General features: G+C 50.7%; 28 protein-coding genes. 15 read left to right on the forward strand and 13 right to left on the reverse strand.

Annotation, left to right across the window (positions count from 1 at the left end):
• Positions 1–7: 7 nt before the first annotated feature.
• On the reverse strand, positions 8–949 hold the full coding sequence (locus HMPREF2596_RS09980) for an ABC transporter ATP-binding protein (protein ID WP_070850928.1): 942 nt from the start codon (positions 947–949) through the stop codon (positions 8–10).
• 15 nt (positions 950–964) lie between these two features.
• Positions 965–1,855 (reverse strand): NUDIX hydrolase, encoded by an 891-nt coding sequence (locus tag HMPREF2596_RS09985; RefSeq protein ID WP_070850929.1) that lies wholly within the window; start codon positions 1,853–1,855, stop codon positions 965–967.
• Positions 1,856–1,975: 120 nt separating this feature from the next.
• Between HMPREF2596_RS09985 and HMPREF2596_RS09990 the strand changes: the two genes are divergently transcribed.
• The 9 genes from HMPREF2596_RS09990 (at position 1,976) to HMPREF2596_RS10030 (ending at position 12,266) form a co-directional block, all read left to right on the forward strand.
• A complete protein-coding gene (locus HMPREF2596_RS09990) occupies positions 1,976–2,560 on the forward strand; it encodes a beta-class carbonic anhydrase (RefSeq protein WP_070850930.1) in 585 nt (194 codons plus the stop codon).
• Positions 2,561–2,577: 17 nt separating this feature from the next.
• Positions 2,578–3,183 carry a nicotinate-nucleotide adenylyltransferase gene (nadD, locus tag HMPREF2596_RS09995; protein ID WP_070850931.1) on the forward strand — a complete coding sequence of 202 codons (606 nt, stop codon included), beginning with the start codon at positions 2,578–2,580 and terminating at the stop codon, positions 3,181–3,183.
• Between the two features lie 58 nt (positions 3,184–3,241).
• Positions 3,242–3,628: a ribosome silencing factor gene (gene rsfS, locus HMPREF2596_RS10000; RefSeq protein ID WP_002246503.1), complete on the forward strand. Its 387-nt coding sequence runs from the start codon at positions 3,242–3,244 to the stop codon at positions 3,626–3,628.
• A 108-nt stretch (positions 3,629–3,736) separates the two neighbouring features.
• Positions 3,737–5,137 (forward strand): ATP-dependent RNA helicase HrpA, encoded by a 1,401-nt coding sequence (gene hrpA, locus HMPREF2596_RS10005; RefSeq protein WP_083325022.1) that lies wholly within the window; start codon positions 3,737–3,739, stop codon positions 5,135–5,137.
• 120 nt (positions 5,138–5,257) lie between these two features.
• On the forward strand, positions 5,258–5,953 hold the full coding sequence (locus HMPREF2596_RS10010) for a DarT ssDNA thymidine ADP-ribosyltransferase family protein (RefSeq protein WP_070850932.1): 696 nt from the start codon (positions 5,258–5,260) through the stop codon (positions 5,951–5,953).
• Positions 5,954–5,955: 2 nt separating this feature from the next.
• A complete protein-coding gene (locus tag HMPREF2596_RS10015; protein WP_070850933.1) occupies positions 5,956–6,654 on the forward strand; it encodes a DarT1-associated NADAR antitoxin family protein in 699 nt (232 codons plus the stop codon).
• Positions 6,655–6,980: 326 nt separating this feature from the next.
• Complete coding sequence (lpt3, locus tag HMPREF2596_RS10020; protein WP_114139677.1) at positions 6,981–8,558, forward strand: lipooligosaccharide phosphoethanolamine transferase; 1,578 nt, start codon at positions 6,981–6,983, stop codon at positions 8,556–8,558.
• 65 nt (positions 8,559–8,623) lie between these two features.
• A complete protein-coding gene (locus HMPREF2596_RS10025; protein WP_070850935.1) occupies positions 8,624–11,581 on the forward strand; it encodes a DUF3418 domain-containing protein in 2,958 nt (985 codons plus the stop codon).
• 49 nt (positions 11,582–11,630) lie between these two features.
• Positions 11,631–12,266, forward strand: coding sequence for a SinI family restriction endonuclease (locus HMPREF2596_RS10030; RefSeq protein WP_070850936.1), 636 nt, complete (start codon positions 11,631–11,633; stop codon positions 12,264–12,266).
• Between the two features lies 1 nt (position 12,267).
• Here the strand turns inward: HMPREF2596_RS10030 and HMPREF2596_RS10035 are convergent, their stop codons facing one another.
• The 4 genes from HMPREF2596_RS10035 to HMPREF2596_RS10050 form a co-directional block, all read right to left on the reverse strand.
• Positions 12,268–13,395, reverse strand: coding sequence for a DNA cytosine methyltransferase (locus tag HMPREF2596_RS10035; protein WP_070850937.1), 1,128 nt, complete (start codon positions 13,393–13,395; stop codon positions 12,268–12,270).
• Between the two features lie 275 nt (positions 13,396–13,670).
• Positions 13,671–14,441, reverse strand: a complete 771-nt coding sequence (locus HMPREF2596_RS10040) for a ParA family protein (protein WP_049336841.1) — start codon at positions 14,439–14,441, stop codon at positions 13,671–13,673.
• A gap of 67 nt (positions 14,442–14,508) precedes the next feature.
• Positions 14,509–15,138 (reverse strand): 16S rRNA (guanine(527)-N(7))-methyltransferase RsmG, encoded by a 630-nt coding sequence (gene rsmG, locus HMPREF2596_RS10045; protein WP_036493627.1) that lies wholly within the window; start codon positions 15,136–15,138, stop codon positions 14,509–14,511.
• An 82-nt stretch (positions 15,139–15,220) separates the two neighbouring features.
• Entirely contained in the window at positions 15,221–15,715 is a 495-nt protein-coding gene (locus HMPREF2596_RS10050; protein WP_049348509.1) for a hypothetical protein, read from the reverse strand.
• Between the two features lie 431 nt (positions 15,716–16,146).
• Between HMPREF2596_RS10050 and HMPREF2596_RS10055 the strand changes: the two genes are divergently transcribed.
• The 3 genes from HMPREF2596_RS10055 (at position 16,147) to HMPREF2596_RS10065 (ending at position 18,977) form a co-directional block, all read left to right on the forward strand.
• Positions 16,147–17,619, forward strand: a complete 1,473-nt coding sequence (locus tag HMPREF2596_RS10055; protein ID WP_070850938.1) for a malate:quinone oxidoreductase — start codon at positions 16,147–16,149, stop codon at positions 17,617–17,619.
• A 141-nt stretch (positions 17,620–17,760) separates the two neighbouring features.
• The gene (gene trpC / locus HMPREF2596_RS10060; RefSeq protein ID WP_070850939.1) at positions 17,761–18,543 is read left to right on the forward strand and encodes an indole-3-glycerol phosphate synthase TrpC; all 783 of its coding nucleotides are present in this window, start codon (positions 17,761–17,763) and stop codon (positions 18,541–18,543) included.
• A 62-nt stretch (positions 18,544–18,605) separates the two neighbouring features.
• A complete protein-coding gene (locus HMPREF2596_RS10065) occupies positions 18,606–18,977 on the forward strand; it encodes a DUF488 domain-containing protein (RefSeq protein ID WP_049348512.1) in 372 nt (123 codons plus the stop codon).
• Positions 18,978–19,049: 72 nt separating this feature from the next.
• Here the strand turns inward: HMPREF2596_RS10065 and HMPREF2596_RS10070 are convergent, their stop codons facing one another.
• From HMPREF2596_RS10070 to argG, 5 genes are all read right to left on the reverse strand, one after another.
• Positions 19,050–19,682 carry a DUF421 domain-containing protein gene (locus tag HMPREF2596_RS10070; protein ID WP_070850940.1) on the reverse strand — a complete coding sequence of 211 codons (633 nt, stop codon included), beginning with the start codon at positions 19,680–19,682 and terminating at the stop codon, positions 19,050–19,052.
• A 14-nt stretch (positions 19,683–19,696) separates the two neighbouring features.
• Positions 19,697–20,146 carry a DUF3290 domain-containing protein gene (locus HMPREF2596_RS10075; protein WP_036493644.1) on the reverse strand — a complete coding sequence of 150 codons (450 nt, stop codon included), beginning with the start codon at positions 20,144–20,146 and terminating at the stop codon, positions 19,697–19,699.
• A gap of 120 nt (positions 20,147–20,266) precedes the next feature.
• Positions 20,267–20,482: a hypothetical protein gene (locus HMPREF2596_RS10080; RefSeq protein ID WP_070850941.1), complete on the reverse strand. Its 216-nt coding sequence runs from the start codon at positions 20,480–20,482 to the stop codon at positions 20,267–20,269.
• Complete coding sequence (locus HMPREF2596_RS10085) at positions 20,475–20,690, reverse strand: DUF4177 domain-containing protein (protein ID WP_036493650.1); 216 nt, start codon at positions 20,688–20,690, stop codon at positions 20,475–20,477. The genes HMPREF2596_RS10080 and HMPREF2596_RS10085 overlap by 8 nt, the downstream gene beginning before the upstream one ends.
• 42 nt (positions 20,691–20,732) lie before the next feature.
• The gene (gene argG / locus HMPREF2596_RS10090) at positions 20,733–22,076 is read right to left on the reverse strand and encodes an argininosuccinate synthase (RefSeq protein WP_036493659.1); all 1,344 of its coding nucleotides are present in this window, start codon (positions 22,074–22,076) and stop codon (positions 20,733–20,735) included.
• 110 nt (positions 22,077–22,186) lie between these two features.
• On the opposite strand from argG, the gene HMPREF2596_RS10095 reads away from it, so the two are divergent.
• From HMPREF2596_RS10095 to HMPREF2596_RS10105, 3 genes are read left to right on the forward strand one after another with little or no spacing between them, the layout of a single operon-like run.
• Positions 22,187–22,987 (forward strand): competence/damage-inducible protein A, encoded by an 801-nt coding sequence (locus HMPREF2596_RS10095; RefSeq protein ID WP_070850942.1) that lies wholly within the window; start codon positions 22,187–22,189, stop codon positions 22,985–22,987.
• Entirely contained in the window at positions 22,987–23,613 is a 627-nt protein-coding gene (locus HMPREF2596_RS10100; RefSeq protein ID WP_070850943.1) for a phosphatase PAP2 family protein, read from the forward strand. The genes HMPREF2596_RS10095 and HMPREF2596_RS10100 overlap by 1 nt, the downstream gene beginning before the upstream one ends.
• 11 nt (positions 23,614–23,624) lie before the next feature.
• Complete coding sequence (locus HMPREF2596_RS10105; RefSeq protein WP_070850944.1) at positions 23,625–24,575, forward strand: YheT family hydrolase; 951 nt, start codon at positions 23,625–23,627, stop codon at positions 24,573–24,575.
• A 94-nt stretch (positions 24,576–24,669) separates the two neighbouring features.
• Here the strand turns inward: HMPREF2596_RS10105 and HMPREF2596_RS10110 are convergent, their stop codons facing one another.
• Positions 24,670–24,966, reverse strand: a complete 297-nt coding sequence (locus HMPREF2596_RS10110; RefSeq protein ID WP_003680641.1) for a helix-turn-helix domain-containing protein — start codon at positions 24,964–24,966, stop codon at positions 24,670–24,672.
• Between the two features lie 404 nt (positions 24,967–25,370).
• A complete protein-coding gene (gene map / locus HMPREF2596_RS10115; protein WP_049336852.1) occupies positions 25,371–26,150 on the reverse strand; it encodes a type I methionyl aminopeptidase in 780 nt (259 codons plus the stop codon).
• Between the last annotated feature and the right edge of the window lie 2 nt (positions 26,151–26,152).

Below are 26,152 nucleotides of genomic sequence, written 5' to 3' on the forward strand. Positions count from 1 at the left end.
ATCAAATTCAATCAAACCAAACAATCTGACTTTCATCCACGCTGATGCGGATTTCCTGTCCGGTTGGCAGTTTGTCCGTATCGTGGTCGGCGTGGGGGTACCAAATCAAATCGCCGTATTGCGGATGGGCGAGGGTGAGGCGTGTGCCTTCGGCGAGTGGGACGGCTTCGCTGATGCGGACGGCCGTGCCGTTCGGGTCAAATCGGATGGCGTGTTGGGGGATGTAGCGTGTGTCGTCGGTGTTGGCCAAACCGAGCAGCAGGGCGGCTTGGGCGTTGACGGGGCGGCGGATAAGGGTTTCCGGCGTGCCGTGTTGGAGGATGCGGCCTTCGTGCATGATGGCGATGGTGTCGGCCATGGTGCAGGCTTCCTCGGCGGAGTGGGTCACGAGGATGGCGGGGATGTTTTGGCTGTGGATGCGTTCGGCGGTCAGGGTGCGCAGGTGGCGGCGCAGGTGGGTGTCGAGGCTGGAGAAGGCTTCGTCCAAGAGCAACAGCGACGGGCGCGTGATTAGGGCGCGCGCGAGGGCGAGGCGTTGCTGTTCTCCGCCGGAGAGGCTTTCGGGTTTGCGTTGCGCTTCGTGTTCTAAACCGATGTCGCACAAGGCCTGCATGGATTGTTCTTCGATTTCGGCTTTGGGCAGACGGCGCATTTTGAGGCCGAAGCCGACGTTGTCGAGGGCGGACAAATGCGGCAAAAGGGCGTAGTCTTGAAACATCAGCGAGATATTGCGTTTTTCAGACGGCATGTCGGTGATGTTGTCGCCGTTGAGCCAGACTTCGCCGCTGTCGGGACGCACCAGGCCGACGATGGTTTTGAGCAGGGTGGATTTGCCGCAGCCGGAGCGGCCGAGTACGGCGAGGATTTCGCCTGCTTCGACGTTTAGGTTGATGTCTTGGGCAACAGTTTTGCTGCCGAAGCGTTTGTTGATGTTTTTGAGTTGCAACATGGTTTCAGACGGCCTTTAAAAATGGGGTCGGCAACGGATGCTGTCGAGCCATGCGGACAGCGGATGTTTGAGGTCTATCAGGCCGTATCGACGGCAGGCTTCAAGCGTAACCAGCTGGGCATCGTGCATCATGTGTCCGCCCAACATGGCATCAAGCAGGGTGGGGATGTCCATCAGTTCAAAACCGGCAACTTCGCCGTCTTGGTTGGCGGGTTGGAAGTCTTCGGGCAGGATAATGTCGAAGATATGCAGGATTTCGTTGTGGACACCGCGGTTAACGGGGCGCAAACTATATATTTGGGCGGTCGGTCGGATATGGGGGGTTAACGAAGCGGGAATGCCTGCTTCTTCTTCACCTTCGCGGCAGACGGCTTCAGACGGCCTCTCGCCGCTGCTGATGCCGCCGCCGGTCAGGTTGTCGAGTTTGTTTGGATCGACGGCTTTGTGCGGACTGCGGCGGCCGATCCAAAAGCGCAGACTGTTTTCTGTTTCGACCAATCCGTTCAAATGCACTGCCTGACTCATCAGGCCGAACGGACGGAAGGCGGCGCGTTCGAGTGCGCATAAAGGCTTGCCCGACTGGTCGCAGATGTCGAACTTTTCACCGCGCCAACCTTTGAGCCAACCGCACTCGCGCCATTGTTGCGCCAGCGTTTGCAAACTGTCGCCCATTTTTGCCCAGCCGTCGGTTTCCAGATTCAGGCCGTCTGAAAGGGTTGACTGCCTGCCTGTCCAATCTTGTCCGAGGCGTTCGCGCCATAACGGATTCAGACGACCTAAAGGCAGGCCGTTGAGATACAGAATGCACCAATCGTCGGATGCGCCATAGCTGGTTTGCGCCCAATCCCACAATGCATCGTGGACATCGGACGCGAATACCTGTTCAAAGCGGAAAGACTGAGACACGGCACATCCTCCAAAAGAACTAAAGATACGTTGATTTTAGCCGTTTACGGCGAATTTGCAAAACAACCGCGCCACCCGAAAACCGCTATAATAGAGTAAACCATCCGAAACGAGCACATCATGAGCGAATTGAGCGAAATCCTCGCCTATAACCAACATTTCGTCGAAACAGGCGAATACGAAAAATACTTTACCAACAAATACCCCGGCCGCGAGCTGGCCATTCTTTCCTGCATGGACGCACGCATTATCGAATTGCTGCCTAATGCTTTAGGCTTGAAAAACGGCGATGCCAAGCTCATCAAAAACGCCGGCGCGCTGGTGACGCACCCTTGGGGTTCCGTAATGCGCAGTTTGTTGGTGGCCGTATTTGAACTCAAAGTCAAAGAAATCATGGTCATTGCCCACCACGACTGCGGTATGCGCGGATTACACGCCGAAGAGTTCCTCCAACGCGTACACGACAGCAATATCCCTGACGACCGCATCGAAACCCTGCGCAACGCCGGTATCGATTTGGACGGCTGGCTGACCGGTTTTGACAACGTTGAAGACAGTGTGCGCCATACCGTCGAGCTGATTCGCAAACATCCGCTGATGCCCGACAACATCGCCGTCCACGGCCTGGTCATCCACCCGACCACAGGCAAGCTCAATCTGATTGTTGACGGCAGCCTGCCTGCTTCAGACGGCCAAAACATCTAACGCAGACACTACCCAAAATGAAAAACATCGGATTATTCGGCGGCACGTTTGACCCCATTCACAACGGCCACCTCCACATCGCCCGCGCCTTCGCCGACGAAATCGGTTTGGACCTCGTCGTCTTCCTGCCGGCAGGCGACCCGTACCACAAAGACAGCACGCGCACGCCGGCACAAGAGCGCCTCAATATGGTTGAACTCGCCATCGCCGACGAGCCGAAATTCGCCGCCAGCGACTGCGACATCGTCCGCGACGGCGCAACTTATACGTTTGACACCGTCCAAATCTTCCGCCAGCAGTTTCCCGGCGCGCAACTGTGGTGGCTGATGGGCAGCGACAGCCTGATGCAGCTGCACACATGGAAAAAATGGCAAACCCTCGTGCGTCAGACCCATATCGCCGTCGCCATGCGCCAGGGCGACAACCTCAACAAAACCCCGCGCGAATTGCACGCATGGCTCGGAGAAGCCCTGCAAAACGGCAGCGTCCGCATCCTCAACGCGCCACTGCACAACACCAGCTCCACCCAAATCCGTGCCAATCTCGCCAAAACGCACCATTCAGACGGCCTGCCTCAACCCGTCGCCCAATACATCCGCCAACACAAGCTCTATGAAAAATAGCGTTTATTCAGGCAGATAAGCTATAATGCCGTCTGAAAACATTTCAACTAGGAAAATAATGAACGAACAAGAATTGCAAGACCTGCAAAAAATGGTCGAAGTGGCTGTAAACGCCCTCGAAGACATTAAAGCCAAAGACATCTCCGTTTTGGAAACCCAAGACAAAACCTCCCTGTTCGCCCGCATGATTATTGCCAGCGGCGACAGCACACGCCAAGTTAAAGCATTGGCGAACAACGTTGCCGTCGATTTGAAAGAAGCCGGTTTTGAAATCCTCAGCACCGAAGGCGACAGTGGCGAATGGACGCTCGTCGACGCAGGCGACCTCGTTGTCCACGTTATGCTCCCTGCCGTGCGCGACTTCTACGACATCGACACCTTGTGGGGCGGAGAAAAACCGAGTTTCCATGCCGGTATGCAAAAACCTTGGCACGCCGCCGACTAAAACGGTTTATCCATACAAAGGCCGTCTGAAACTTGAAAGCAAGCAAGTTTCAGACGGCCTTTTGCTATAATTCCATTCTTTTCACATTATTTAATTCATTGCACCATCATGCCGCATCCCGATTTCGCCCAAACCCTCTCCAAAGACCGCCATTTCCTGCAATCCGCCTTTAAAAACCCAAAAAAATACGGCGGCTTGGCCAAGGTTGAGGAAAAATACAAAAAATCGCACGATCTTTATCTGCAACGCCTGTCCAAACTGCCCAAGCCTGAATTCGACAACACGCTGCCCGTTCACGAAAAGCTCGACGAAATCAAAAAAGCCATTGCCGAAAATCAGGTAACGATTATCTGCGGCGAAACCGGTTCGGGCAAAACCACGCAGTTGCCCAAGATTTGTTTGGAACTCGGACGTGGGGCGGCGGGTTTGATCGGGCATACCCAGCCGCGCCGTTTGGCCGCGCGTTCGGTGGCAGAGCGGATTGCCGAAGAGCTGAAATCGGAAATCGGCAGCGCGGTCGGCTATAAAGTGCGCTTCACCGACCATACTTCGCGCGATGCCTGCGTCAAGCTGATGACCGACGGTATCCTGCTGGCGGAAACCCAGACCGACCGTTACCTCGCCACCTACGACACGATTATCATCGACGAAGCGCACGAACGCAGCCTGAACATCGACTTCCTCTTGGGCTATTTGAAACAACTGCTGCCGCGCCGCCCCGACTTGAAAGTCATCATCACTTCGGCCACGATAGACGCAGAACGCTTCTCCCAACACTTCAACGGCGCGCCCGTGCTGGAAGTGAGCGGGCGCACCTATCCCGTCGAAATCCTCTACCGCCCGCTGACCAGCAAAGACGAAGACGACGCGGAAGTAGAGCTGACCGACGCGATTGTCGATGCGGCGGACGAATTGGCGCGACACGGCGAAGGCGATATTTTGGTGTTCCTGCCGGGCGAACGCGAAATCCGCGAAGCCGCCGAAGCCCTGCGCAAATCCACGCTGCGCCGCAACGACGAAATCCTGCCCCTGTTCGCGCGCCTGTCGCACGCCGAGCAGCACAAAATCTTCCACCCCTCAGGCGTAAAACGCCGCATCGTACTGGCAACCAACGTCGCCGAAACCTCGCTCACCGTGCCGGGCATCAAATACGTCATCGACACCGGCCTCGCGCGCGTCAAACGCTATTCCGCACGGGCGAAAGTGGAGCAGCTTCATGTAGAAAAAATCTCCCAAGCCGCTGCCCGCCAACGCTCCGGCCGCTGCGGCCGCATTTCCGCAGGCGTATGTATCCGACTGTTTTCAGAAGAAGATTTCAATAGCCGCCCCGAATTCACCGACCCCGAAATCGTCCGCAGCAACCTCGCCGCCGTCATCCTGCGCATGGCATCGCTGAACCTGGGCGACGTAGCGGCATTCCCATTTTTAGAAATGCCCGATTCGCGGTATATCAATGACGGTTTTCAGGTATTGCTGGAATTGGGGGCGGTGGAAGGAAATTTTGAGTAGTTTCCAGATGGCTTGAATATATCCTCTAAAAATATAATGTAATCTGAAAAATAAACTAATGTAGTAATCATATATTAGTTTTAAATCTAACCTTATACTTTATTCAAGGGAAAAAGAAAAATGATAAATTATGCAAAACAAATCAAACAACAGGTGGAAAGGAGAAACATTGAATTTCTGGTACATTTCACACATATCAATAATGTAGCTAGTATTTTGGAACATGGAATTATGCCTCGTTTAGAAACAGAACAGCTTAACCAGTCTCTAGAAGAAAGAGAATTTGTTTTTCCTGATGATTTTCGCGCTGATGGGAAAAATGCTTCCTGTTTAAGTATTATGTTTCCCAATAATGAAATGTTGTGGCACAAACGGCAAAAATATCCTGATGAAAATTGGGTATTTTTACTACTTAAACCAGATGTCTTGTGGGAATGTGATTGCGCCTTTTATCCGACCAACGCTGCCTCTACGGGAGTGCGCCAGCAACCCGTAGAAAACTTTAAAACTGCTATTGCTTTTGAAGCTATGTTTGCAGATCTAGTTGTTAAAGAAACGCGTAATGGTAGACAAGAAATTCCTCGTATTGAACTAAAATCGTATCTACCAACCGATGTTCAGGCGGAAATTTTAGTTTTTAATACGATTGCCCCCAGTTATATTACTGCTTGTTATTTTCATTGGAATTTAGGGGATATGGATTCACTTAATGCTTGCAATTATCCTAATCTTGCTCTCTTTCCCAATGCAGAATGGGTCAAAAATAAAACTAAGCATATATTTTATAATTTTAGAGAACAGGTAAATTGGAGATAAACATGGCGCAAAGACCTATTTATATTCCCCAAACTAAAGGAGATTATTTAGTCCAAACAGATATGTTGGATTTTAAATGGTTTCCAGGTATGGCAATTTCACAAAAGCAAAAATCTATTCGTTCATTACATGAGGCAGCATTAGAAAAACACAAAAATTTGGATCAAATTTTAGAAATTTCTAGTAAATCAGAAACTTCATTAGGTATAGCTTTGAGTGCTTTTAATTTGATGGTTATGAATGCAACTGGAAAAGGGATTGCCAGTGTGGAATGTGTATTCCAAAGCAGTAAAGTTTTTGAAGGAAATAAGCAATTTTTGGATTTGTTGAAAGTGTCATCTCTTGAAGCGAAAAAAGACCCTCGTTTGAAAGAATCAGGTAGATTGATTGCGTTTCGTCCTAATGGGAAAAAAGATAAAGAGTGGGGATTAAATCCAATTACAGCGTATTACGATTGGGTATATATAAATGCTTTAAAACAGCATGAAGAATATCATGAAGAATTACTATCTTATGATGCCTTTAGCGATATTGAGTTTAATCCCAAAAAATCTATTAATTGCCAAGCCTATTCAGTTGCTCTGTTTTGTGCCTTGTCTAAGCGCGGTATTTTGTGTGAGGCTTTGTCATCGCAGCAGAAATTTTTATCTATTTATTATGAATTTAAGGTTGAAAACGCAGCTTCTACATTAGGATTATAGTTAAATTATAAACTGGAGTAAGGTTTCATAAAACTCTGATGGTATCTAGCTCTATAAAATGCAAAACAACTAATAAAAAAGGTTGTTGAACAATATATTAAATGTTCTATTTCTTAAGTAGTTTGAAAGTCTGTATCTCCCCAAAGGATATCAAAATTTGGGATCATAGAGGTTATCTGAAAATAACCTAACTATTCATTAACAAACTATATAAACCATTTTCAGACGACCTCGTCTTTAAAAAACAAACTGTAAATAGATAGCCGCTGAAGAATACCGTTGCCGAGTGCCCAAACCCAGCCTGCAACTTTTATTGTGAAATATTAATGATGAAAAAATCTTTCCTCACGCTTGTTCTATATTCGTCTTTGCTGACTGCCAGCGAAATTGCCTATCGCTTTGTATTCGGGATTGAAACCCTGCCGGCGGCGAAAATGGCGGAAACGTTTGCGCTGACATTTGTGATTGCTGCGCTGTATCTGTTTGCGCGTTATAAGGCGACGCGTTTGTTGATTGCGGTGTTTTTCGCGTTCAGCATTATTGCCAATAATGTGCATTATGCGGTTTATCAAAGCTGGATGACGGGCATTAATTATTGGCTGATGCTGAAAGAGGTTACAGAAGTCGGCAGCGCGGGCGCGTCGATGTTGGATAAGTTGTGGCTGCCTGTGTTGTGGGGCGTGTTGGAAGTCGTGTTGTTTTGCAGCCTTGCCAAGTTCCGCCGTAAGACGCATTTTGCCGCCGATATTTTGTTTATTGCGGCAATGTTGCTGATTTTTGGACGTTCATTCAGTACGACGCAGGAACACGGTATTTCGCCCAAACCGACATACAGCCGTATCAAAGCCAATTATTTCAGCTTCGGCTATTTTGTCGGGCGTGTATTGCCGTATCAGTTGTTTGATTTAAGCAAGATTCCTGTGTTCAAACAGCCTGTGCCAAGCAAAATCGGGCAGGGCAGTGTTCAAAATATCGTCCTGATTATGGGCGAAAGCGAAAGCGCGGCGCATTTGAAACTGTTTGGCTACGGACGCGAAACTTCGCCGTTTTTAACCCAGCTGTCGCAAGCCGACTTTAAGCCGATTGTGAAGCAAAGCTATTCCGCCGCTTTGATGACGGCTGTGTCCCTGCCCAGCTTTTTCAATGCCATACCGCATGCTAATGGCTACGAGCAAATCAGCAGCGGCGATACCAATATGTTCCGCCTTGCCAAAGAGCAGGGCTATGAAACGTATTTTTACAGCGCGCAGGCGGAAAACGAGATGGCGATTTTGAACTTAATCGGTAAAAAGTGGATAGACCATCTGATTCAGCCGACGCAGCTGGGCTACGGCAACGGCGACAATATGCCTGATGAGAAGCTGCTGCCGCTGTTTGACAAAATCAATTTGCAGCAGGGCAAGCATTTTATCGTGTTGCACCAACGCGGTTCGCACGTCCCATACGGTGCATTGTTGCAGCCTCAAGATAAAGTATTCGGCGAAGCCAATATTGTGGATAAGTACGACAACACCATCCACAAAACCGACCAAATGATTCAAACCGTATTCGAGCAGCTGCAAAAGCAGCCTGACGGCAACTGGCTGTTTGCCTATACCTCCGATCATGGCCAGTATGTACGCCAAGATACCTACAATCAAGGCACGGTGCAGCCCGACAGCTATCTCGTACCGCTGGTGTTGTACAGCCCGGATAAGGCCGTGCAACAGGCTGCCAACCAGGCTTTTGCGCCTTGCGAGATTGCCTTCCATCAGCAGCTTTCAACGTTTCTGATTCACACGCTGGGCTATGATATGCCGGTTTCAGGTTGTAGCGAAGGCTCGGTAACGGGCAATTTGATTACAGGCGATGCAGGCAGCTTGAACATTCGCGACGGCAAGGCGGAATATGTTTATCCGCAATAAGCGGCGTGCTAACCAATAAAGACAAATTTAGATGATGTCGGGGAAGATGCCCGACCGACAAGACTATGCAAAATATGAAAAACCAAGTACGCGGATCAGGCATGGATGCACGATCCAACCCAGCCAATGTTTCAGACGGCCTGCAAAACAGTTCGGGCCATATCGGTGCCAATACGCGCTACCGCCTGACCAAACTCGGCGAACAAATGGCGCGCCTGCCCATCGACCCGAAAATCGCGCGCATTTTGCTGGCGGCGAAGAAGCACGACTGCATGGCGGAAATATTGGTGATTGCGTCCGCGCTGTCGATTCAAGACCCGCGCGAGCGGCCTTTGGAAGCGCGCGATGCCGCCTCCAAGGCGCATGAACGCTTTACCGACAAGCAATCCGATTTCCTTGCCTATCTGAATATTTGGGACAGCTTCCAGCGCGAGCGTGATAAAGGCTTGTCCAACAAGCAGCTGGTGCAATGGTGCCGCCAATATTTCCTGTCGCACCTGCGGATGCGCGAATGGCGTGAGCTGCACCACCAGCTTGCCCAAACCGCGATTGAAATGGGTTTGACCACCAAAGAAGCCGCGTTTAGACAACCTCCTTCCCAAGAACAATTAAGGCCGTCTGAAAGCCAAGGCGACCAAGATTTGGCGGCAAAGCTCAAACAAAAACAACTGGATAAGAAACAACACCGCGCCCAAATCCGTGCCGCCAAAGAAGCGGGCTACGAACAAATCCACCGCGCCCTGCTGACCGGCCTTATCGCCAACGTCGGCATGAAATCGCCCGATGGCAACGACTACACCGGCGCGCGCGGCAGCCGCTTCCACCTTTTTCCCGCCTCCGCCCTGTTCAAAGCCAAACCCAAATGGGTGATGGCGGCAGAATTGGTTGAAACCACGCGCCTTTACGCGCGCGACGTCGCCGTTATCCAGCCCGAATGGATCGAGCAGGAAGCGCCGCACCTCGTCCGCTACCACTATTTCGAGCCGCACTGGGAACAAAAACGCGGCGAAGTCGTCGCCAGCGAACGCGTGACGCTTTACGGCCTGACCGTATTGCCGCGCCGCCCCGTGTCTTACGGCAAAGTTGCGCCCGAAGAAGCGCGCGAAATCTTTATCCGAGGCGCATTGGTGGCGCAGGAAAGCAATCTTCAGACGGCCTTTTTTGTTCACAATAAAAAGCTGATTAAAGAAATTACCGAACTCGAACACAAATCGCGCAAGCAAGACGTATTGGTTGATGACGAAGCTCTGTTTGCGTTTTATAACGAACGGCTGCCCGAGCTGGTGTGGAAAGACGCGAAAGGTGGCGTTTGGGGAAGCGAAGAGGGCGGACAAACCCAGTCGGACAAGACAGCCGATCAAAACGGACAAGCAAACCAGCGCAACGCAGGGAGTGTGGCGCAAGCCGCGCACGCAGATACCAAAGATACGGACAACCGCGAGCGCGACCCGAGTTCACATACCCGACAAAATGTTTCAGACGACCCCAAACCTAAAAAGCAGTCAGCATCTCAAAAAGGCCGTCTGAAACCATTGCCCCTTGCCGATATCCGTACCTTTGAAGCCTGGCTCAAAACCGCCGAGCGCGACAATCCGCGCCTGCTGTTCCTCAGCCGCGACGATCTGATGCAACACGCTGCCGCGCACATTACCGAAGAGCAGTTCCCCAAATTCTGGCAAACCGCAGACGGTAAGTTCAAGCTTTCCTACCGCTTCGAGCCGCACCATCCGCTCGACGGCGTGACCATGACCGTGCCGCTGACCGTCCTCAACCGCCTGCACGCGCCGTCGCTTGAATGGCTGGTGCCCGGTATGTTGCGCGAAAAAATCCAGCTGCTGATTAAAGCACTGCCGAAGCAAATCCGCCGCATTTGCGTGCCCGTACCCGATTTCATCATCAAATTTCTCGAAAGCAATCCCGACCGCCAAGCGGCCATCATTCCCCAGTTGGCGCACTTTATCGCCAAAAGCGCCGGCGATATGCGGATTCTCGAGCAAATCGACCAAGACGCATGGACGGCGCAAGAATTGCCCGAACACTGCTATCTGAATCTGCGCATTATCGACGACGGCGGACAAGAGCTTGCCGGCGGCCGCAAACTGTACGAATTGCAACAACAGCTCGGCCAAGCCGCCGCCGTCACCTTCCGCGACAACACCCAAGAATTTGAGCGCGACAACGTGACCACATGGGACATCGGCACCCTGCCCGAATCCATCAAATTCGCACGTGGCAAACAACAGCTTACCGGCTATCTCGGCCTGCAAAAAGAAAAAGACGGCCGCATCGCCCTGCGCCTGTTCGACACGTCTGCCGCCGCCGCACAAGCCCACCGATTAGGCGTGATCGAACTCATGAAACTACAACTAAAAGAACAAGTTAAAGACCTTAACAAAGGCATCCAAGGCTTCACCCAAGCCGCCATGCTGCTCAAACACATCAACGCCGACACCCTGCGCGACGACCTCACCCAAGCCGTCTGCGACCGCGCCTTTATCGGCGAAGACGAGCTGCCGCGCAACGAAAAAGCCTTCAAAGAACAAATCAAACGCGCCCGCAGCCGCCTGCCCGCCGTCAAAGAAGCCCTCAGTCGTTACCTGCAGGAAACCGCCGCCGCCTATGCCGAACTCAACGGCAAACTCGGCAAACACCCGCTTACACACCTTCTGCGTCAACGCCTGCAAACCCTACTTGCCCCCGGCTTCGCCACCCGCACCCCGTGGGCACAATGGCCGCGCCTGCCCATCTACCTCAAAGCCATGACCCTGCGCCTCGAAAAATACAGCAGCAATCCCGCCCGCGACGCAGCCCGTGAGGCCGATATTCAAGAGCTGGAACAAATGTGGAAGGATAAGGTACAATCACTTTTGAAACAAAATCAACTCTTTTCAAACGATCTAAAGATGTTTAAATGGCAAATAGAAGAACTACGTGTGTCATTATTTGCTCAGGAGTTAAAAACGCCTAGTTCTGTGTCGATAAAGAGATTGATTAAGGAGTGGGCAACTATATTAAAAAATTAGTTGTATTAAGTTATATATCAACATTTTAACTATATGAAGGAGTATATGTATGTGCGAAAGGTTACAAAATTTAGATGAAAAATTTAATAAAGTTTTAAGTTTCTTAAAAAAAGAACCTAGTCTCTTATCCTCAAGAGGCTTAGATTTAGATAAAGACGAGGATATTAAAAAGCTAAAAGACAAATTTGAATCTCAACGCAATAAAACAGTATTGATCACTACCCCAACAACGGTTTCTGATGCTGCTGTACTCAAAATCTTAGCTAAAAGTCAAGGATATGATTGCGAAAAACTCGAAACTATTCAAGAAGAGCATAAACTAGCTATGGCAGCAGAAAATAAGGTAGGAGAACTATTAGAAATGTATATAGCAGAAAAGCTAGAACCAAAAGGTTGGATTTGGTGTTCAGGTAGTTTTGTTAAAGCCATTGATTTTATTTGCCCTCATGATGAGAATTCTTGGGACTATTTACAAATTAAAAATCGCGATAATACAGAAAACTCATCTTCATCTAAAATTAGAGATGGTAGTGAAATTCAAAAATGGTTTCGTTTATACTCCAAAAAAGGTACCACCAATTGGGATAAATTCCCTGTAAGTGGAGAAGGGTTAGACAAAGTATTAAATGAAGAGGATTTCTTAAAATTTGTTGAAAAAACTATTAAGCATAACAATGCTGAATAACTTATTTAAATGCTAGTTTCCAATTGTTCTCATTAGTGAACTTATACCTTGAATATGGGAAATCTGGTAATTCTCGAATTTCCTCTTTGTTATAATGCTTGATTATTATATTTGCTATAGCTAACCCTAAACCACATGGGACGGCATTGCCAATCTGTTTATACTGATCGGCAATGCCACCCGAAAATTTCCAGTCATCTGGGAATTGTTGAATCCTTGCATATTCGGCAATACTTAGTGGTCTATCTTCTAGAGGATGAGCTAAATCAGTTGCCGGCATAGTTGGACTTGTTACTAATGTAGGGCTTGGTTTGTTCCAATCTAAGCGTCGTAAGAAACCAGTTTTTCCTCCTCCTAATTCATAAGCTTTTCCTAAAGCCTCTTTCTGTAAATCTTCAGGTAGATTTCTCCAGTTTTCACCTGGATTCAGCATTCGGTAGTATTTCAGCCGTTTTTCAGGAAATTTGGCACATAATTGATTTTTTTCTTTGGGAATCCCTGTAATTGCATGTTTCAAAGTTACCCAACATGGCAACCCTAAACGTTCTACTTGTGTATGTGTCGGTTCCAAATATGGTACTTTTGACTCTAATGAAGCGATAATTACAACTCGTTCACGTATTTGTGGAACACCAAAGTTTGCAGTATTGTAAAGATTAAAAGAAACATAATAACCATGAGTATTTAATTCCTTTAGAATATAATCCAAAGCGGAACCTTTTTCTGGATTTATAGAAGAAGGACTATATGGAGCAGATAATAATCCCCTCACATTCTCTATTACGATATATTTGGGCTTTAAATTTGTTGCAATTTTTAAGAAATGCAGAAATACATTACCTCTTTCATCTTCAAAAGAGCGTCTAGATCCTGCTGTTGAAAATGCTTGACAAGGTGGGCCTCCTACAACCAAGTCAATTTCATTATTAGAGTCTACCTCTAATATGTTCAAAATATCATCGGATGTGAATTTATTTATATCACCTATCAATGGTACATTTGGGCGATTTAATTTGATAGTTTTCTGGCATGCCTGATCCTTTTCACAAAAAAGTAGAGGATTCATCCCCCCTTTTTCCAATCCTAGATCTAAGCCTAATGCCCCACTAAAAAAGCTCACGTAATTCATGTCTTACCTATATATTCGAGGTTGTATCTTAGAGAGGAGAGATTTTACTAAAAAATAATTCCTAGGTCCACCCTTAAATATCCTACCAATACAGATTCGTTCAAAAATTTAACGCTACTTTACATCATGATGTCAGGCTACAGTTACATCAAACCGCGTGCGTGCCTTCGGGCACGCACGCGGTCTTTTTAAAAAATGTTCTTCCTGATTAAACCAAAGGCCGTCTGAAAGTACTCTTTAACTTTCAGACGGCCTTTTTATATTCATATTTCTGTTTATTTTTCCAACCGTGCAATCAGTTCATCGGCCAAGTCCAAATAAGCTTGGGTGCCTTTGGCGTGGGCGTCGTAGGCGAGGGCGGGGAGGCCGTGGCTGGGGGCTTCGGCGAGGCGGATGTTGCGGGGGATGACGGTGTCGAAGAGCAGGTTGCCGAAGTGTTGTTTGAGCTGTTCGCTGACTTCGACGACGAGGCGGCTGCGGCTGTCGTACATGGTGCGGACGATGCCGGTTACGTCGAGGTCGGGGTTGATGGCTTGGCGGATTTTGCGGACGGTGGCCACTAAATCGGAAATGCCTTCGAGGGCGTAGTATTCGCAAAGCATGGGGACGATGACGCCGTTGGCGGCGACCAGGCCGTTGAGGGTGAGCAGGGTCAGGGACGGGGGGCAGTCGATGAGGACGTAGTCGTAGTCGTCGGCAACGAGCTGCAGGGCGTTTTTGAGGCGGATTTCGCGTGCGATTTCTTGGACGAGTTCGACTTCTGCGCCGGCCAGTGTGCGGTTGGCACCCAATACGTCGTAGCCGCCTTCTTTGCTGCGGACGACGGCGTTGGGGATGTCGGTTTCGCCGAGGACAACTTGGTAAACGCCGTTTTCGATGGTGGCTTTGTTGATGCCGCTGCCTGTGGTGGCGTTGCCTTGGGGGTCGAGGTCGACGACGAGGACGCGGCGGCCTTTGGAGGCCAGGGAGGCGGCTAGGTTGACGGTGGTGGTGGTTTTGCCGACTCCGCCTTTTTGGTTGGCGACGGCGAGGATTTGTGCGCTCATGTGCTTTGCTGTCGTGTTAAGTGTGGATGGCTGGATTGTACCGTTATTCGGTATGCTTGGGTTGTTTTCAGACGGCCTTTTTGCGGATGATGACGATATGGCGTTCGGCATTGAGTTGGGGGACGTGCAATGCTTCGACTTTTTCGACGGCGACGCTTTCGGGCAGTTTGTCGATTTCTTCTTGCGGATATACGCCTTTCATGGCCGCCCAATAGCCGCCGTCTTTGAGGAGGTGCTCGGTCCAGTTGACGAAGTCGGCGAGTTCGGCAAAGGCGCGGCTGGTGATGACGTCGGCGCGGCAGTCGGCGGCGGCTTCTACGCGGCCGCTGATGACGCGGACGTTTTTAAGGCCGAGTTCGATGACGGCTTGTTGTAAAAAGGCGGTTTTTTTGGTGTTGGCATCGAGGAGGGTGATGTCGAGGTCGGGGCGGCAGATGGCGGTGGGTATGCCGGGCTGTCCGCCGCCGGAGCCGACGTCGAGCATGGTTTGCGCGTGTTCGATATAGGGTAAGAGGGTCAGGCTGTCGAGCAGGTGGTGGCTGACGGTTTGGGCGGGATCGCGCAGGGCGGTCAGGTTGTAGGTTTTGTTCCACTTTTGCAGCAGGGCGGCATAGTCTAGCAGTTTGGCCTGTTTCGCTTCGTCGATGTCCAAACCCAGTGCCTGTATGCCGTCGCGGAGCTGTTGCGCCTGATTCATTTGTTATTCCTTATTGGTTAAAACGCGTTGGATGTAATGGTAACGGAAAGCATGCCGTCTGAAAATGTTTGCGCCTGTTGAATCAACGTTTCATTTTGTGAAAGACGATGGGCTGCTCCGGCGCGCGCGTGAGCTGTTTGGGCAGGGTCAGCATGGCGATGATCCATACGGAGAGGGTGTAGTAAAACACGCCTTGCCCGCGCATACCTGCCAATGCGGCATTGCCTAAGATAGCTTCAAAAATCAAGCCTGCCGCCGCCGAGGCACACGCTGCGACACCGGCAAGGAATAGGGCGTAACGCGAATGCCGGCGCATCATTTTTTTATACGCCAGCTTGGTCAGCCCGCCGGCAATCGGCAGGTTGAGGAAGGCAAACATGCCGCAGACGAACCATGCGACGGAATCCTGCCAACCGCTTTGCCATGCCCACGCGCCGTCTTTGACCGTGACCAGCAGGCCTTGGCCGTCTGAAAAGGCGATTTGCACGATATTGTGCAATATCATCGCCAGCGGCAGGGTGAGAAACATCAGTGCGACCAATAGGGGGCGGTAGGGTTTTTCTTGTGTCAGATACATGGCGGTTTGCCTTGTTGTGGGATAAGTCGAAATGATAGCAGATTGGCGGTTGATTCACGTTTGTTAGCGCTAAAATTGCTGACAAAAACGGTCAATTAAAAAAGAAATGAAAAATTCTTTTTTCTTGGCAAACGTTGGTGGATAAAGGTTAAGAAAACGTTTTCAGATGGCCTAATCTCTTATTTTTATATGAACCGAACAGAAAATCTTTGCATTTCTCCGTAAAATCTACTAAATTCTCAATAACATATTATAAAGACCTGAAATCTGGAACCCAAACCGAAACTGCCTCCCGCCCTTTACGCTCGGAAACTCAGCAGGCAAAAAAGTTTCACACACTACAAAAACAAAACAATTCCTCTGAAATCAGTTGTTTATAATGATAGATAACCACAAGGCAAACCATGCCTGACTTTAGTAGGAGTAAAACCATGGCTGAAGCAACCGATGTCGTATTAGTAGGCGGCGGCATTATGAGCGCCACTTTGGGCGTATTGCTCAAGGAGCTCGAACCATCTTGGGAAATTACCCTGATCGAACGCCTGGAAGATGTAGCGTTGGAATCATCAAATGCATGGAACAACGCCGGTACGGGACACTCTGCCCTGTGCGAATTGAACTATGCCCCCCTGACTGCCGACGGTACGATCGATCCGACCCGCGCCCTCAATATTGCCGAACAATTCCACATCAGCCGCCAGTTTTGGGCGAGCTTGGTCGAAGAAGGCAAACTGACCGACCGCACTTTCATCAATTCCGTTCCCCATATGTCGCTGGTGATGAACGCCGACCATTGCAGTTATCTGCAAAAACGTTTCGACGTGTTCAAAAACCAAAAACTCTTTGAAAAAATGGAGTTTTCTACCGACCGCGCCAAAATTGCCGAATGGGCGCCGCTGGTTGTCAACGGCCGTGATGAAAACCAATCCATCGCCGCCAACTACTCCGCCGAAGGCACAGACGTCGATTTCGGCAGCCTGACCCGCCAGATGGTCAAATACTTGAGCGACAAAGGCGTAAAAATCAAATTCAACCGCCATGTCGACGACCTCAACCGCGAATCGGACGGCGCATGGGTGCTGAAAACCAGCAGCACTAAAGACGATGACGACCCGTTGACACTCCGCACCCGTTTCGTCTTCCTCGGCGCAGGTGGCGGCGCACTGACCCTGCTGCAAAAATCCGGTATCCCCGAAGGCAAAGGCTACGGCGGCTTTCCGGTTTCCGGCCTCTTCTTCCGCAACAGCAATCCCGAAACGGCCGCGCAACACAACGCCAAAGTGTACGGCCAAGCCTCCGTCGGCGCGCCCCCAATGTCCGTTCCGCACTTGGATACCCGCAACGTGGACGGCCAACGCCATTTGATGTTCGGCCCGTATGCAGGCTTCCGCCCCAACTTCCTCAAACAAGGCTCGCTCATGGATTTGCCGATGTCCATCCACATGGACAACCTCTACCCCATGCTCCGCGCCGGTTGGGACAATATGCCGCTGACCAAATACCTCTTGGGCGAATTGCGCAAAACCAAAGAAGAACGCTTCGCCTCGCTGCTCGACTACTATCCCGAAGCCAACCCTGACGATTGGGAACTGATTACCGCCGGTCAGCGTGTGCAGATCATCAAAAAAGACCCGAAAAAAGGCGGCGTACTCCAATTCGGTACCGAAATCGTCGCCCATGCCGACGGCTCGTTGGCCGCATTGCTGGGCGCGTCTCCCGGTGCATCAACAGCAGTTCCGCTGATGATCAGACTTGTTCACCAATGCTTCCCCGATCGTGCCGAATCATGGTCAGGCCGTCTGAAAGAATTGGTGCCCGGTTACGGCATCAAGCTGAACGATAATCCGTCTTTGGCAGACGAAATCATCAGCCACAACGCGACCGTTTTGGGCATACACCACTAATTGAAACAAACACAAAGGCGGGCATTCTTGCCCGCCTTTTTTCAAACCATTAAAATAACGGCATTCAGGCCGTCTGAAACCTAATCGGCAACGGCATGTTGCACGATTCAAACCCGAAAATCAGCCCAGTAGAAAAACGCCATGACCGATATTCTCAACAAAATCCTTGCCACCAAAGCAGAAGAAGTGGCTGCCCAAAAAGCCGCCGTTTCCTTGGCAGACATCAAAGCCCAAGCGCAGGCAGCCGCGCCGGTTCGCAGCTTTATCGGCTCGATCCGTGCAAAACACGCGCAAAACCTGCCCGCCATTATTGCCGAAGTCAAAAAAGCCAGCCCGAGCAAAGGTCTGATCCGCCCTGATTTTCATCCTGCCGAAATCGCCGCCGCCTATGAAAAAGCCGGTGCGGCCTGCTTGTCCGTGTTGACGGATGAACCTTACTTCCAAGGCTCGCCCGAGTATTTGAAACAGGCGCGTGCGGCCGTGGCGCTGCCGGTCTTGCGTAAAGATTTCATCATTGACGAATACCAAATCTATCAGGCGCGCGCGTGGGGTGCGGATGCAATTCTCTTGATTGCCGCCGCACTGGAAGCCGGGCAGCTTGAGCGTTTTGAAGCCGTTGCCCACGAATTGGGCATGACCGTATTGTTGGAATTGCACGATGCGTCCGAGCTGGAAAAATGCCGCAACATGACCACGCCGTTGTGGGGCGTCAACAACCGCAACCTGCGTACGTTTGAAGTGACCTTGCAACAAACCCTCGACCTTTTGCCCGAATTAAACGGCAAAACCGTTGTCACCGAAAGCGGCATCCGCAACAAAGAAGACGTCGATTTCATGCGCGGCCACGGCGTGCATACTTTCCTGATCGGCGAAACCTTTATGCGTGCTGACGACATCGAAGCCGAAGTCAAAAAACTGTTCTAAACTAAAAAACATCAGGCCGTCTGAATTTTCAGACGGCCTGAATCCATTGGAGACGAGAAAAAATGTTTACCGTACAGCGCATTTACGCCTATCAACCCGATTCTAAACAAACCGCCGTCTTTATCGACCGCCTCTATCCGCGCGGCGTCCATAAAGAAGTTTTTGCTACGGCGCTCTGGCTGAAAGACATTACGCCCAGTGCAAACCTGCGCCGCTGGTATCATGAAAATCCGGCTCAAAATTTTGACGGTTTTGTCAGCCGTTATCACGAAGAGCTGCAAGGCGATGTCGAGCAGGCCGCCATCAAGCGGCTGCTGGATTTGGAAAAACAACACGGCAATATTTTGTTGCTGACCGCCGTCAAAGACCCTCGACATTCCCACGTCTCTGCGCTGGCTAAATTTTTGGGTGCAACGTTTGAATATCGCGATTAAAAAATCAGTGTTTGCACCGGATATAAAAAGGCCGTCTGAAATCAAGGTTTCAGACGGCCTGCTATTTTCAAATCAAGAAGGATAAGGGTGTGCCACCAATTTTCCGTCTATGTATTCGCCGATATAGACTTGTGAGGCTTCAAGGTGGAGGCGGTCGAGTTCTTGTTTCAGCCATTCTTCGTCACGCTTAATGATTTCGAGGATGTCGGGGTCGACTTGGCCGTCTGTAATCAGCGGATAGCGCAGGCTTTCGTCGCCGTACTTAATGACGGCGAGCTGGCCGTTTTGTTCCATCACGGCGCGTTTGACGGCAGAGATTTCGTAGATGCCGGCGGCGCGGAGTTTGAACATGAGGTCGTGCGCGCTGATGCCGTTTTTCATACATTCTTCTGCTTGGACTTCGCCGTTGACGATGACCCAGACGGATTTGCCGTCAATTACGGATTTGACCCAGTGGTTGTGGTTTTTGATGAATTTCAGGCTCAAGATCAACAGCGTCCACAAAATCAGTACGAGGAAAAATTGCAGCAGGCCGACGCTGTCGCTGTAAATCACGCCGCCGATGATGGCGCCGAGTACAAAGTTTTGCACTTGGTCCATGGCGGAGGTCGGTGCGAGGTTGCCTTTACCTAAGAGGTTGATTTGCAAAATCAAACCTAAAATACCCATCAGCAGTTTGAGGGCGAGCAGGGAGTATGCTTCCATGTGTGTGTATCCTGTTATTCTTTATCGATGAGTTCGATATTGTTGTTGACCAAATTGATGGGCGTCAGCGTGTAGGCGGAGAAGTCTTGATTGAAATGGACTTCGTAGTATTGGTTTTTAATGCCGATAATCATGCCGTTGAACAGGCGCGTGCTGTTGACGATGATGTCTTGTTTTTCAACTTTTTGGTTTTCAATCAAAGCATTGAGAAAACCCACCATGCGCGAAGTGTCGGCGGCAAAGTTCTGACGCTCGCTGTACGAAAGATATTGCGTGCCGCAGATGAGGATGAGCAACAGCAGAGCAATAATGCTTAGGTCGCGGTATTTGGTATCCATGCGGTGGCGCAGGTATTGCGATACGGCGAGCAGGAGGATGACGAGGGCGGCGAAAATCAGGATGTATTTCAAGTAGTCGTTGAAATACATATGATTTTCAAGATAAAAGTGAGAAAAGAATTTCATGATATTTGATAAATTTGGGAAGGGTAATCAGGCCGTCTGAAACTTACATTTCAGACGGCCTTGTCTATTAAACAAGGATGTTGCGTCAAGTTTTCAAAATAGGGTGTTTTTAAAGCGGTATCAGTTGATAAATCCGTCGTCTTTCATTTTCTTTTCGGCAAAATACTGGCTGATCACCAGCAAGCTGGCCAGAATAATAATGAAAAGACCTGCCATGGTCAGGGTGATTTTGAGAAACATATCGGCATCGATGAAGGAAAACCAAAGTTGCAAAATCAAGAGCAACACCCAGCTGACGAACAATCCGAGACAGGCATAGACGCCGAGTTTAAACACGTTCTTTTTCCAAAATGACGACGTAGGCTTCACGCACGAAAAACAGCAGCATGCGGCGCTGGTCTTTTTCCATGGTAACGACCTTCCAGCCTTGTGAAGCGTGGCTGTTGAGGAAATCGCTGAATTTGACCGGATTGATTTTGGCACTGCCGAAAATCAAGCTGGAAAGCAGGTTCTCTTGATAAATAACGGCCTTATATTCTTTCATTTTATTCCTTTAAAAATCAGGAGGCTTTAAAGCCCCCTGATTCTACTCCTTATTATTCAACTGCGGTAATACGGAGCCTTCGCCCAAGGACAACAAACCGCTTTGCGAGTAAATACCCAGTTTGGCGCGGGTGTCGGTGATGTCGAGGTTGCGCATGGTCAGTTGGCCGATGCGGTCGAGCGGTGTGAACGCTGCGTCTTCGACTTTTTCCATACTCAGGCGTTCCGGTTGGTAGGTCAGGTTGGGCGATTCGGTGTTCAGAATCGAGTAGTCGTTGCCGCGGCGCAGTTCGAGGGTGACTTCGCCGGTGATGGCTTTGGCAACCCAGCGTTGTGCGGTTTCGCGCAACATGAGGGCTTGGCTGTCAAACCAGCGGCCTTGGTAGAGCAGGCGGCCGAGGCGCAGGCCGTTGATGCGGTATTGTTCGATGGTGTCTTCGTTGTGGATACCGGTTACCAAGCGTTCGTAGGCGATGTGGAACAATGCCATGCCCGGGGCTTCGTAGATGCCGCGCGATTTGGCTTCGATGATGCGGTTTTCGATTTGGTCGCTCATGCCCAAGCCGTGGCGGCCGCCGATGCGGTTGGCTTCGAGGAAGAGTTCGACGGGGTCGGCGTATTCTTTGCCGTTTAATGCGACCGGCACGCCTTCTTCAAAGCGCACGCTGACTTCTTCGGGTTTGACTTCGACGTTTTCGTCCCAGAAGGCAACGCCCATGATGGGTTTGACAATTTTGATGCCGCTGTTGAGGAATTCCAAATCTTTGGCTTCGTGGGTGGCACCCAGCATATTGGAGTCGGTGGAGTAGGCTTTCTCCACCGACATTTTGTAGTTGAAGCCGTTGGCAATCAGAAATTCGCTCATTTCGTGGCGGCCGCCGAGTTCGTCGATAAATTGTTGGTCTAGCCAAGGTTTGTAGATTTTCAGCGCGGGATTGGTCAAGAGGCCGTAGCGGTAGAAACGCTCGATGTCGTTGCCTTTGTAGGTGCTGCCGTCGCCCCAGATATTCACATCGTCTTCTTTCATGGCGGAAACGAGCATGGTGCCGGTAACGGCGCGGCCCAAAGGCGTAGTGTTGAAATAGGCGATGCCGCCGGTGGAAACGTGGAACGCGCCGCATTGGATGGCGGCAATGCCTTCGTGTGCCAGTTGTGCGCGGCAGTCGATTAGGCGGGCGTTTTCCGCACCGTATTCCATCGCTTTTTTAGGAATGGCGTTGTAGTCGTCTTCGTCAGGTTGGCCGAGGTTGGCAGTGTAGGCATAAGGCAGCGCGCCTTTGAGTTTCATCCACAACAGCGCGGCAGAGGTATCAAGACCGCCGGAGAAGGCGATGCCGACTTTTTGGCCGACGGGGAGATTTTGTAAAATGGTATGGTTTTGGCTCATGGGGATTTCTCCAGACTTGAAAAGTTGAAACCATTATCTTATAAATGGAATACATTGTCAGCAATTAGGCCGTCTGAATGTTCGGAGGGCCGCATTAAAGAAACCTCATCATGAACGCTTTTAACCTCATCATCATCGGCGACGAAATCTTACACGGCAGCCGCCAAGACAAGCATTTCGCCTTTTTCAAATCTTTATTGGAATCGCGCGGGCTGAAGCTCAATCAAGTGCAATATCTGCCCGATGAACCCGAATTGCTGGTCAAACAGCTGCGCCGCAGTTTTTCAGACGGCCTGCCAACTTTCGTTACCGGCGGCATCGGCTCTACACCTGACGACCATACGCGCCAAGCTGCCGCCGCTGCTTTGGATTTGCCCGTCGTCCGCCATCCTGAAGCCGCCAAGTTTATCGAAGGCGTAACCCTGAAACGCGGCGAGCCGCTTGATTCGCCGGAACACGCCCAACGCTTGAAAATGGCGGATTTTCCCGAAGGTGCAGAATTGGTACCCAATCCGTTTAACAACATCGCCGGATTTTCCATCCGCGAGCATTATTTCTTCCCCGGCTTCCCCGTGATGGCGCACCCGATGGCGGAATGGGTATTGGAAACTTATTACGCCGACCGCTTCAACCAAACCGAACGCAGCAGCCGCAGCGTGTATGTGTTCGACCAACCCGAATCGCGCATTACGCCGATTATGGAACATCTTGAGCGTACCTACGCCGGTGTCCGTTCGTACAGCCTGCCCACCGTGGGCCGTACCGCTTCAGACGGTCGTTATATTCCGCCGCATATCGAGTTCGGCATCAAAGCGGAAGGCGAGGCCTGCCGCTTGCTGGATGCAGCGTGGGCAGATGCGTTGCAGGGTTTGCAGGCGATTGGCGCGACTTTGAAAGAAACGGTGGAATAATGCACTTATCCCCAGCCCAATCCAGACGCGCACTGATTTTTGCCTCTTTGCTGTTTTTACCGCCGACCCTCATCATTGGTATTTGGCTGGCGCAATATGGCGGCTTCGCTTTCGAGCCGCCGCTGATGCACGCCGTCCATGCCCACGCGGGCACATGGTTTGACCCGATTGCCACCGTGTTGCACTATCTGGGCAAAACCGCGATTGCCGTGCCGCTGATCGGCGCAGTCGCTGCAGCCCTGTATTTTGCCGATAAGAAGCGCGAGGCACTGTTTTGCGTGTTGGCGGCATTGGTACCGACTTTGAACATGCTGATTGTGAAGGTATGGTTTGCCCGCGAACGCCCGCTGCTTTGGCCGCGCCTGATTGAAGAGAGCAATTTTTCCTTCCCCAGCGGCCACAGTACGTTTTCCGCCGCCATTGCCGTTATGCTGATATTGCTTTGCCGCCGCACGCGCTACCGCCGCGCCGCTTGGATAGGCGGTATTTCCTTTGCCCTGTTGACCGGGTTTTCACGCGTTTATTTGGGCGTGCATTATCCCACCGACGTTTGGGCAGGCTGGACAAACGGCACGCTGACTGCCTTGCTGGTGTATATGCTCATCTTCAGGCCGTCTGAAAAATAGAAGAAATAATCATGAATACACGTTCACCTAACACACCTTATTGGCTCAGAAACGGCCATGCCGACACCCTGTTTGCCAAGTTGCTGCAAGGCAAAGCGCCCGACTACCGCCGCGAGCTTCTGCCCGACAGTACCGGCAAAACCCAAGTTGCCTACGATTTTGTCGACAGCGCCGACCCCGATGCGCCACTGGTGGTTTTGTTTCACGGACTGGAAGGCAGCAGCGAGAGTCATTACGCGGTCGAGCTGATGAAAGCCGTGCAGCAGCGCGGTTGGAACGGCGTGGTTGCCCATTTCCGCAGTTGCGGCGGCATCGCAAACACCGCGCCCGTGTTCTACCACCTCGGCGATACGACTGAAATCGCCTTTATGCTCAACACGCTGGCCCGACGCTATTCAACCATTTACGCCGTCGGCGTTTCTTTGGGGGGCAATGCCTTGGCCAAATATTTGGGCGAGCAGGGCAGTAATGCCGTTCCGCATGCTTCTGCCGTCGTTTCCGCGCCGGTTGATGCCGTGGCGGCAGGTACGCGTTTCGATCATGGCATGACGCGCTTGATTTACACGCGCTATTTTTTGAATTCACTGCTGCCGAAAGCCCGAGCGATTCCTCAGTTTCAGACGGCCTTGAGCCGGCAAAACTGCAAAACGCTTGGCGATTTTGACGACCGCTTTACCGCGCCGTTACACGGTTTTGCCGACCGTCATGATTATTACCGCCGCAATTCCTGCAAACCGTTTCTGAAAGGCGTGGATACGCCGTTGCTGCTGCTCAATGCCGTTAACGACCCCTTCCTGCCGCCGGAAGCCCTGCCGACCGGGCGGGATGTGTCCTCGGCCGTTACGCTGTTGCAGCCGGCATACGGCGGTCATGTCGGCTTTGTTAGCCGCGATCGGGGCCGTCTGAATCTGCAATGGCTGCCGCAAACGGTGTTGGACTATTTCAAGCAGTATCAGCCGTAAATGAAAAAGGACATGTATGCGACATGCCCTTAGAGTGTAGAAAGTAAAAAGGCCGTCTGAAAACAAGTTTCAGACGGCCTTTTGAATGGCTTGATTATTTGCCTTTGTTGTCGGCTTTGGCTTCTTTTTTCAGAGAAGCGTACAACTCAGGGTCGCGGTTTTTCAGCAAGGACGCAACGGCCAAGTCGTCACGGTTTACTTTAGCCAAATCGACGCGCTCGATGTGTACCAAACGCAGCAATTCGCGTACAGGTTTAGGCATATTGCGGCCGGATTCGTAACGGGAACCACCGGATTGAGTCACACCGATGCGGCTCCAGAAGTCCATTTGGTTCAGGCCGAGTTTTTTACGGATATCGCGGATGTTTTCAATTTTTTCGAACGATTTCATGAATCTTCCTTATTGTGGTATTTGTTGCATGCCTCTAGGCATAAAAATGGGTCTGCAAGAATGCCGGCATCCCTTTTCCTGTAGGCTTTTGGGGTGATATGTGGGCGTATTGCAAATGACTGATCTAGATAATTAGACAGTATATTCGAAAGAAGTTTGCCGCTGTTTGCCATAATTTGTGTAAATATTTCTTAATTCATTATTTCGTATAATTTTTGGCATATAAATCATCAAATTATGCGATCATCTTAAATATGGCGTGGGCAAATTTTTACATAACTAAACAATTCATTATGGGTAAAAACTTAATTTCGAGCATTTATTCGATTTGACGGGTCGAGAAAACGGATAAATTTCAGGCCGTCTGAATCTGTATTTTCAGACGGCCTGAAAATTTTTCAAGTTTAAGGCTTGCCGGAGGCAGGGCTGATGGTGAGGATTTCGTAGCCGGTTTCGGTAACCAAGACTTCGTGTTCCCATTGGGCGGAAAGGGAACGGTCTTTGGTGACCACTGTCCAACCGTCGTTCAGGATGCGCAGGTGGCGTTTGCCTTGGTTGATCATCGGCTCGATGGTGAAAATCATGCCCGGTTTGAGGACGAGGCCCTGACCTTTGCGGCCGTAGTGGACCACTTGCGGCGCTTCGTGGAAACCGCGGCCGATGCCGTGGCCGCAGAATTCTTGAACTACGGAGTAGCCGGCATTTTCGGCAACCTGTTGGCAGGCATAGCCGACGTCGCCGAGAGTGGCGCCGGGTTTGACTGCTTCGATACCCGCCATCATGGAGGCATGGGTCACGTCGATCAGGCGTTGGGCAATCGGGGAGACTTTGCCGACGGTAAACATGCGGCTGGAGTCGCCGTGGAAGCCGTCTTTTTTGATGGTCAGGTCGATGTTGACGATGTCGCCTTCTTTTAGCGGCTTGTCATCGGGAATACCGTGGCAGATGACGTGGTTGACGGAGGTGCAGCAGGATTTCGGGTAGGGCGGGTTGCCGTAGTTGAGGGGGGCGGGATAACCGCCTTGAACGTTGACGTGGTAGTCGTAAACGAGTTTGTCGATTTCGTTGGTGGTGACGCCGGGTTTGACGAATTGGCCGATGTAGTCGAGGGCTTCGGCGACCAAGCGGCCGAGTTCGCGCATTTTTTCGATTTCTTCGGGGGTTTTGATGATGACTTTGTCCATGA

Origin of the sequence: Neisseria sp. HMSC078C12, from assembly GCF_001838065.1 — a bacterium.
In the GTDB taxonomy this organism is placed as follows: Bacteria; Pseudomonadota; Gammaproteobacteria; order Burkholderiales; family Neisseriaceae; genus Neisseria.

Coding starts and splice junctions, on each gene's coding strand:
- HMPREF2596_RS09980 (WP_070850928.1), bottom strand. CDS start 949: ATGTTGCAACTCAAAAACATCAACAAACGCTTCGGCAGCAAAACTGTT.
- HMPREF2596_RS09990 (WP_070850930.1), top strand. CDS start 1,976: ATGAGCGAATTGAGCGAAATCCTCGCCTATAACCAACATTTCGTCGAA.
- nadD (WP_070850931.1), top strand. CDS start 2,578: ATGAAAAACATCGGATTATTCGGCGGCACGTTTGACCCCATTCACAAC.
- rsfS (WP_002246503.1), top strand. CDS start 3,242: ATGAACGAACAAGAATTGCAAGACCTGCAAAAAATGGTCGAAGTGGCT.
- hrpA (WP_083325022.1), top strand. CDS start 3,737: ATGCCGCATCCCGATTTCGCCCAAACCCTCTCCAAAGACCGCCATTTC.
- HMPREF2596_RS10010 (WP_070850932.1), top strand. CDS start 5,258: ATGATAAATTATGCAAAACAAATCAAACAACAGGTGGAAAGGAGAAAC.
- HMPREF2596_RS10015 (WP_070850933.1), top strand. CDS start 5,956: ATGGCGCAAAGACCTATTTATATTCCCCAAACTAAAGGAGATTATTTA.
- lpt3 (WP_114139677.1), top strand. CDS start 6,981: ATGATGAAAAAATCTTTCCTCACGCTTGTTCTATATTCGTCTTTGCTG.
- HMPREF2596_RS10025 (WP_070850935.1), top strand. CDS start 8,624: ATGCAAAATATGAAAAACCAAGTACGCGGATCAGGCATGGATGCACGA.
- HMPREF2596_RS10030 (WP_070850936.1), top strand. CDS start 11,631: ATGTGCGAAAGGTTACAAAATTTAGATGAAAAATTTAATAAAGTTTTA.
- HMPREF2596_RS10035 (WP_070850937.1), bottom strand. CDS start 13,395: ATGAATTACGTGAGCTTTTTTAGTGGGGCATTAGGCTTAGATCTAGGA.
- HMPREF2596_RS10040 (WP_049336841.1), bottom strand. CDS start 14,441: ATGAGCGCACAAATCCTCGCCGTCGCCAACCAAAAAGGCGGAGTCGGC.
- rsmG (WP_036493627.1), bottom strand. CDS start 15,138: ATGAATCAGGCGCAACAGCTCCGCGACGGCATACAGGCACTGGGTTTG.
- HMPREF2596_RS10050 (WP_049348509.1), bottom strand. CDS start 15,715: ATGTATCTGACACAAGAAAAACCCTACCGCCCCCTATTGGTCGCACTG.
- HMPREF2596_RS10055 (WP_070850938.1), top strand. CDS start 16,147: ATGGCTGAAGCAACCGATGTCGTATTAGTAGGCGGCGGCATTATGAGC.
- trpC (WP_070850939.1), top strand. CDS start 17,761: ATGACCGATATTCTCAACAAAATCCTTGCCACCAAAGCAGAAGAAGTG.
- HMPREF2596_RS10065 (WP_049348512.1), top strand. CDS start 18,606: ATGTTTACCGTACAGCGCATTTACGCCTATCAACCCGATTCTAAACAA.
- HMPREF2596_RS10070 (WP_070850940.1), bottom strand. CDS start 19,682: ATGGAAGCATACTCCCTGCTCGCCCTCAAACTGCTGATGGGTATTTTA.
- HMPREF2596_RS10075 (WP_036493644.1), bottom strand. CDS start 20,146: ATGAAATTCTTTTCTCACTTTTATCTTGAAAATCATATGTATTTCAAC.
- HMPREF2596_RS10085 (WP_036493650.1), bottom strand. CDS start 20,690: ATGAAAGAATATAAGGCCGTTATTTATCAAGAGAACCTGCTTTCCAGC.
- argG (WP_036493659.1), bottom strand. CDS start 22,076: ATGAGCCAAAACCATACCATTTTACAAAATCTCCCCGTCGGCCAAAAA.
- HMPREF2596_RS10095 (WP_070850942.1), top strand. CDS start 22,187: ATGAACGCTTTTAACCTCATCATCATCGGCGACGAAATCTTACACGGC.
- HMPREF2596_RS10100 (WP_070850943.1), top strand. CDS start 22,987: ATGCACTTATCCCCAGCCCAATCCAGACGCGCACTGATTTTTGCCTCT.
- HMPREF2596_RS10105 (WP_070850944.1), top strand. CDS start 23,625: ATGAATACACGTTCACCTAACACACCTTATTGGCTCAGAAACGGCCAT.
- HMPREF2596_RS10110 (WP_003680641.1), bottom strand. CDS start 24,966: ATGAAATCGTTCGAAAAAATTGAAAACATCCGCGATATCCGTAAAAAA.
- map (WP_049336852.1), bottom strand. CDS start 26,150: ATGGACAAAGTCATCATCAAAACCCCCGAAGAAATCGAAAAAATGCGC.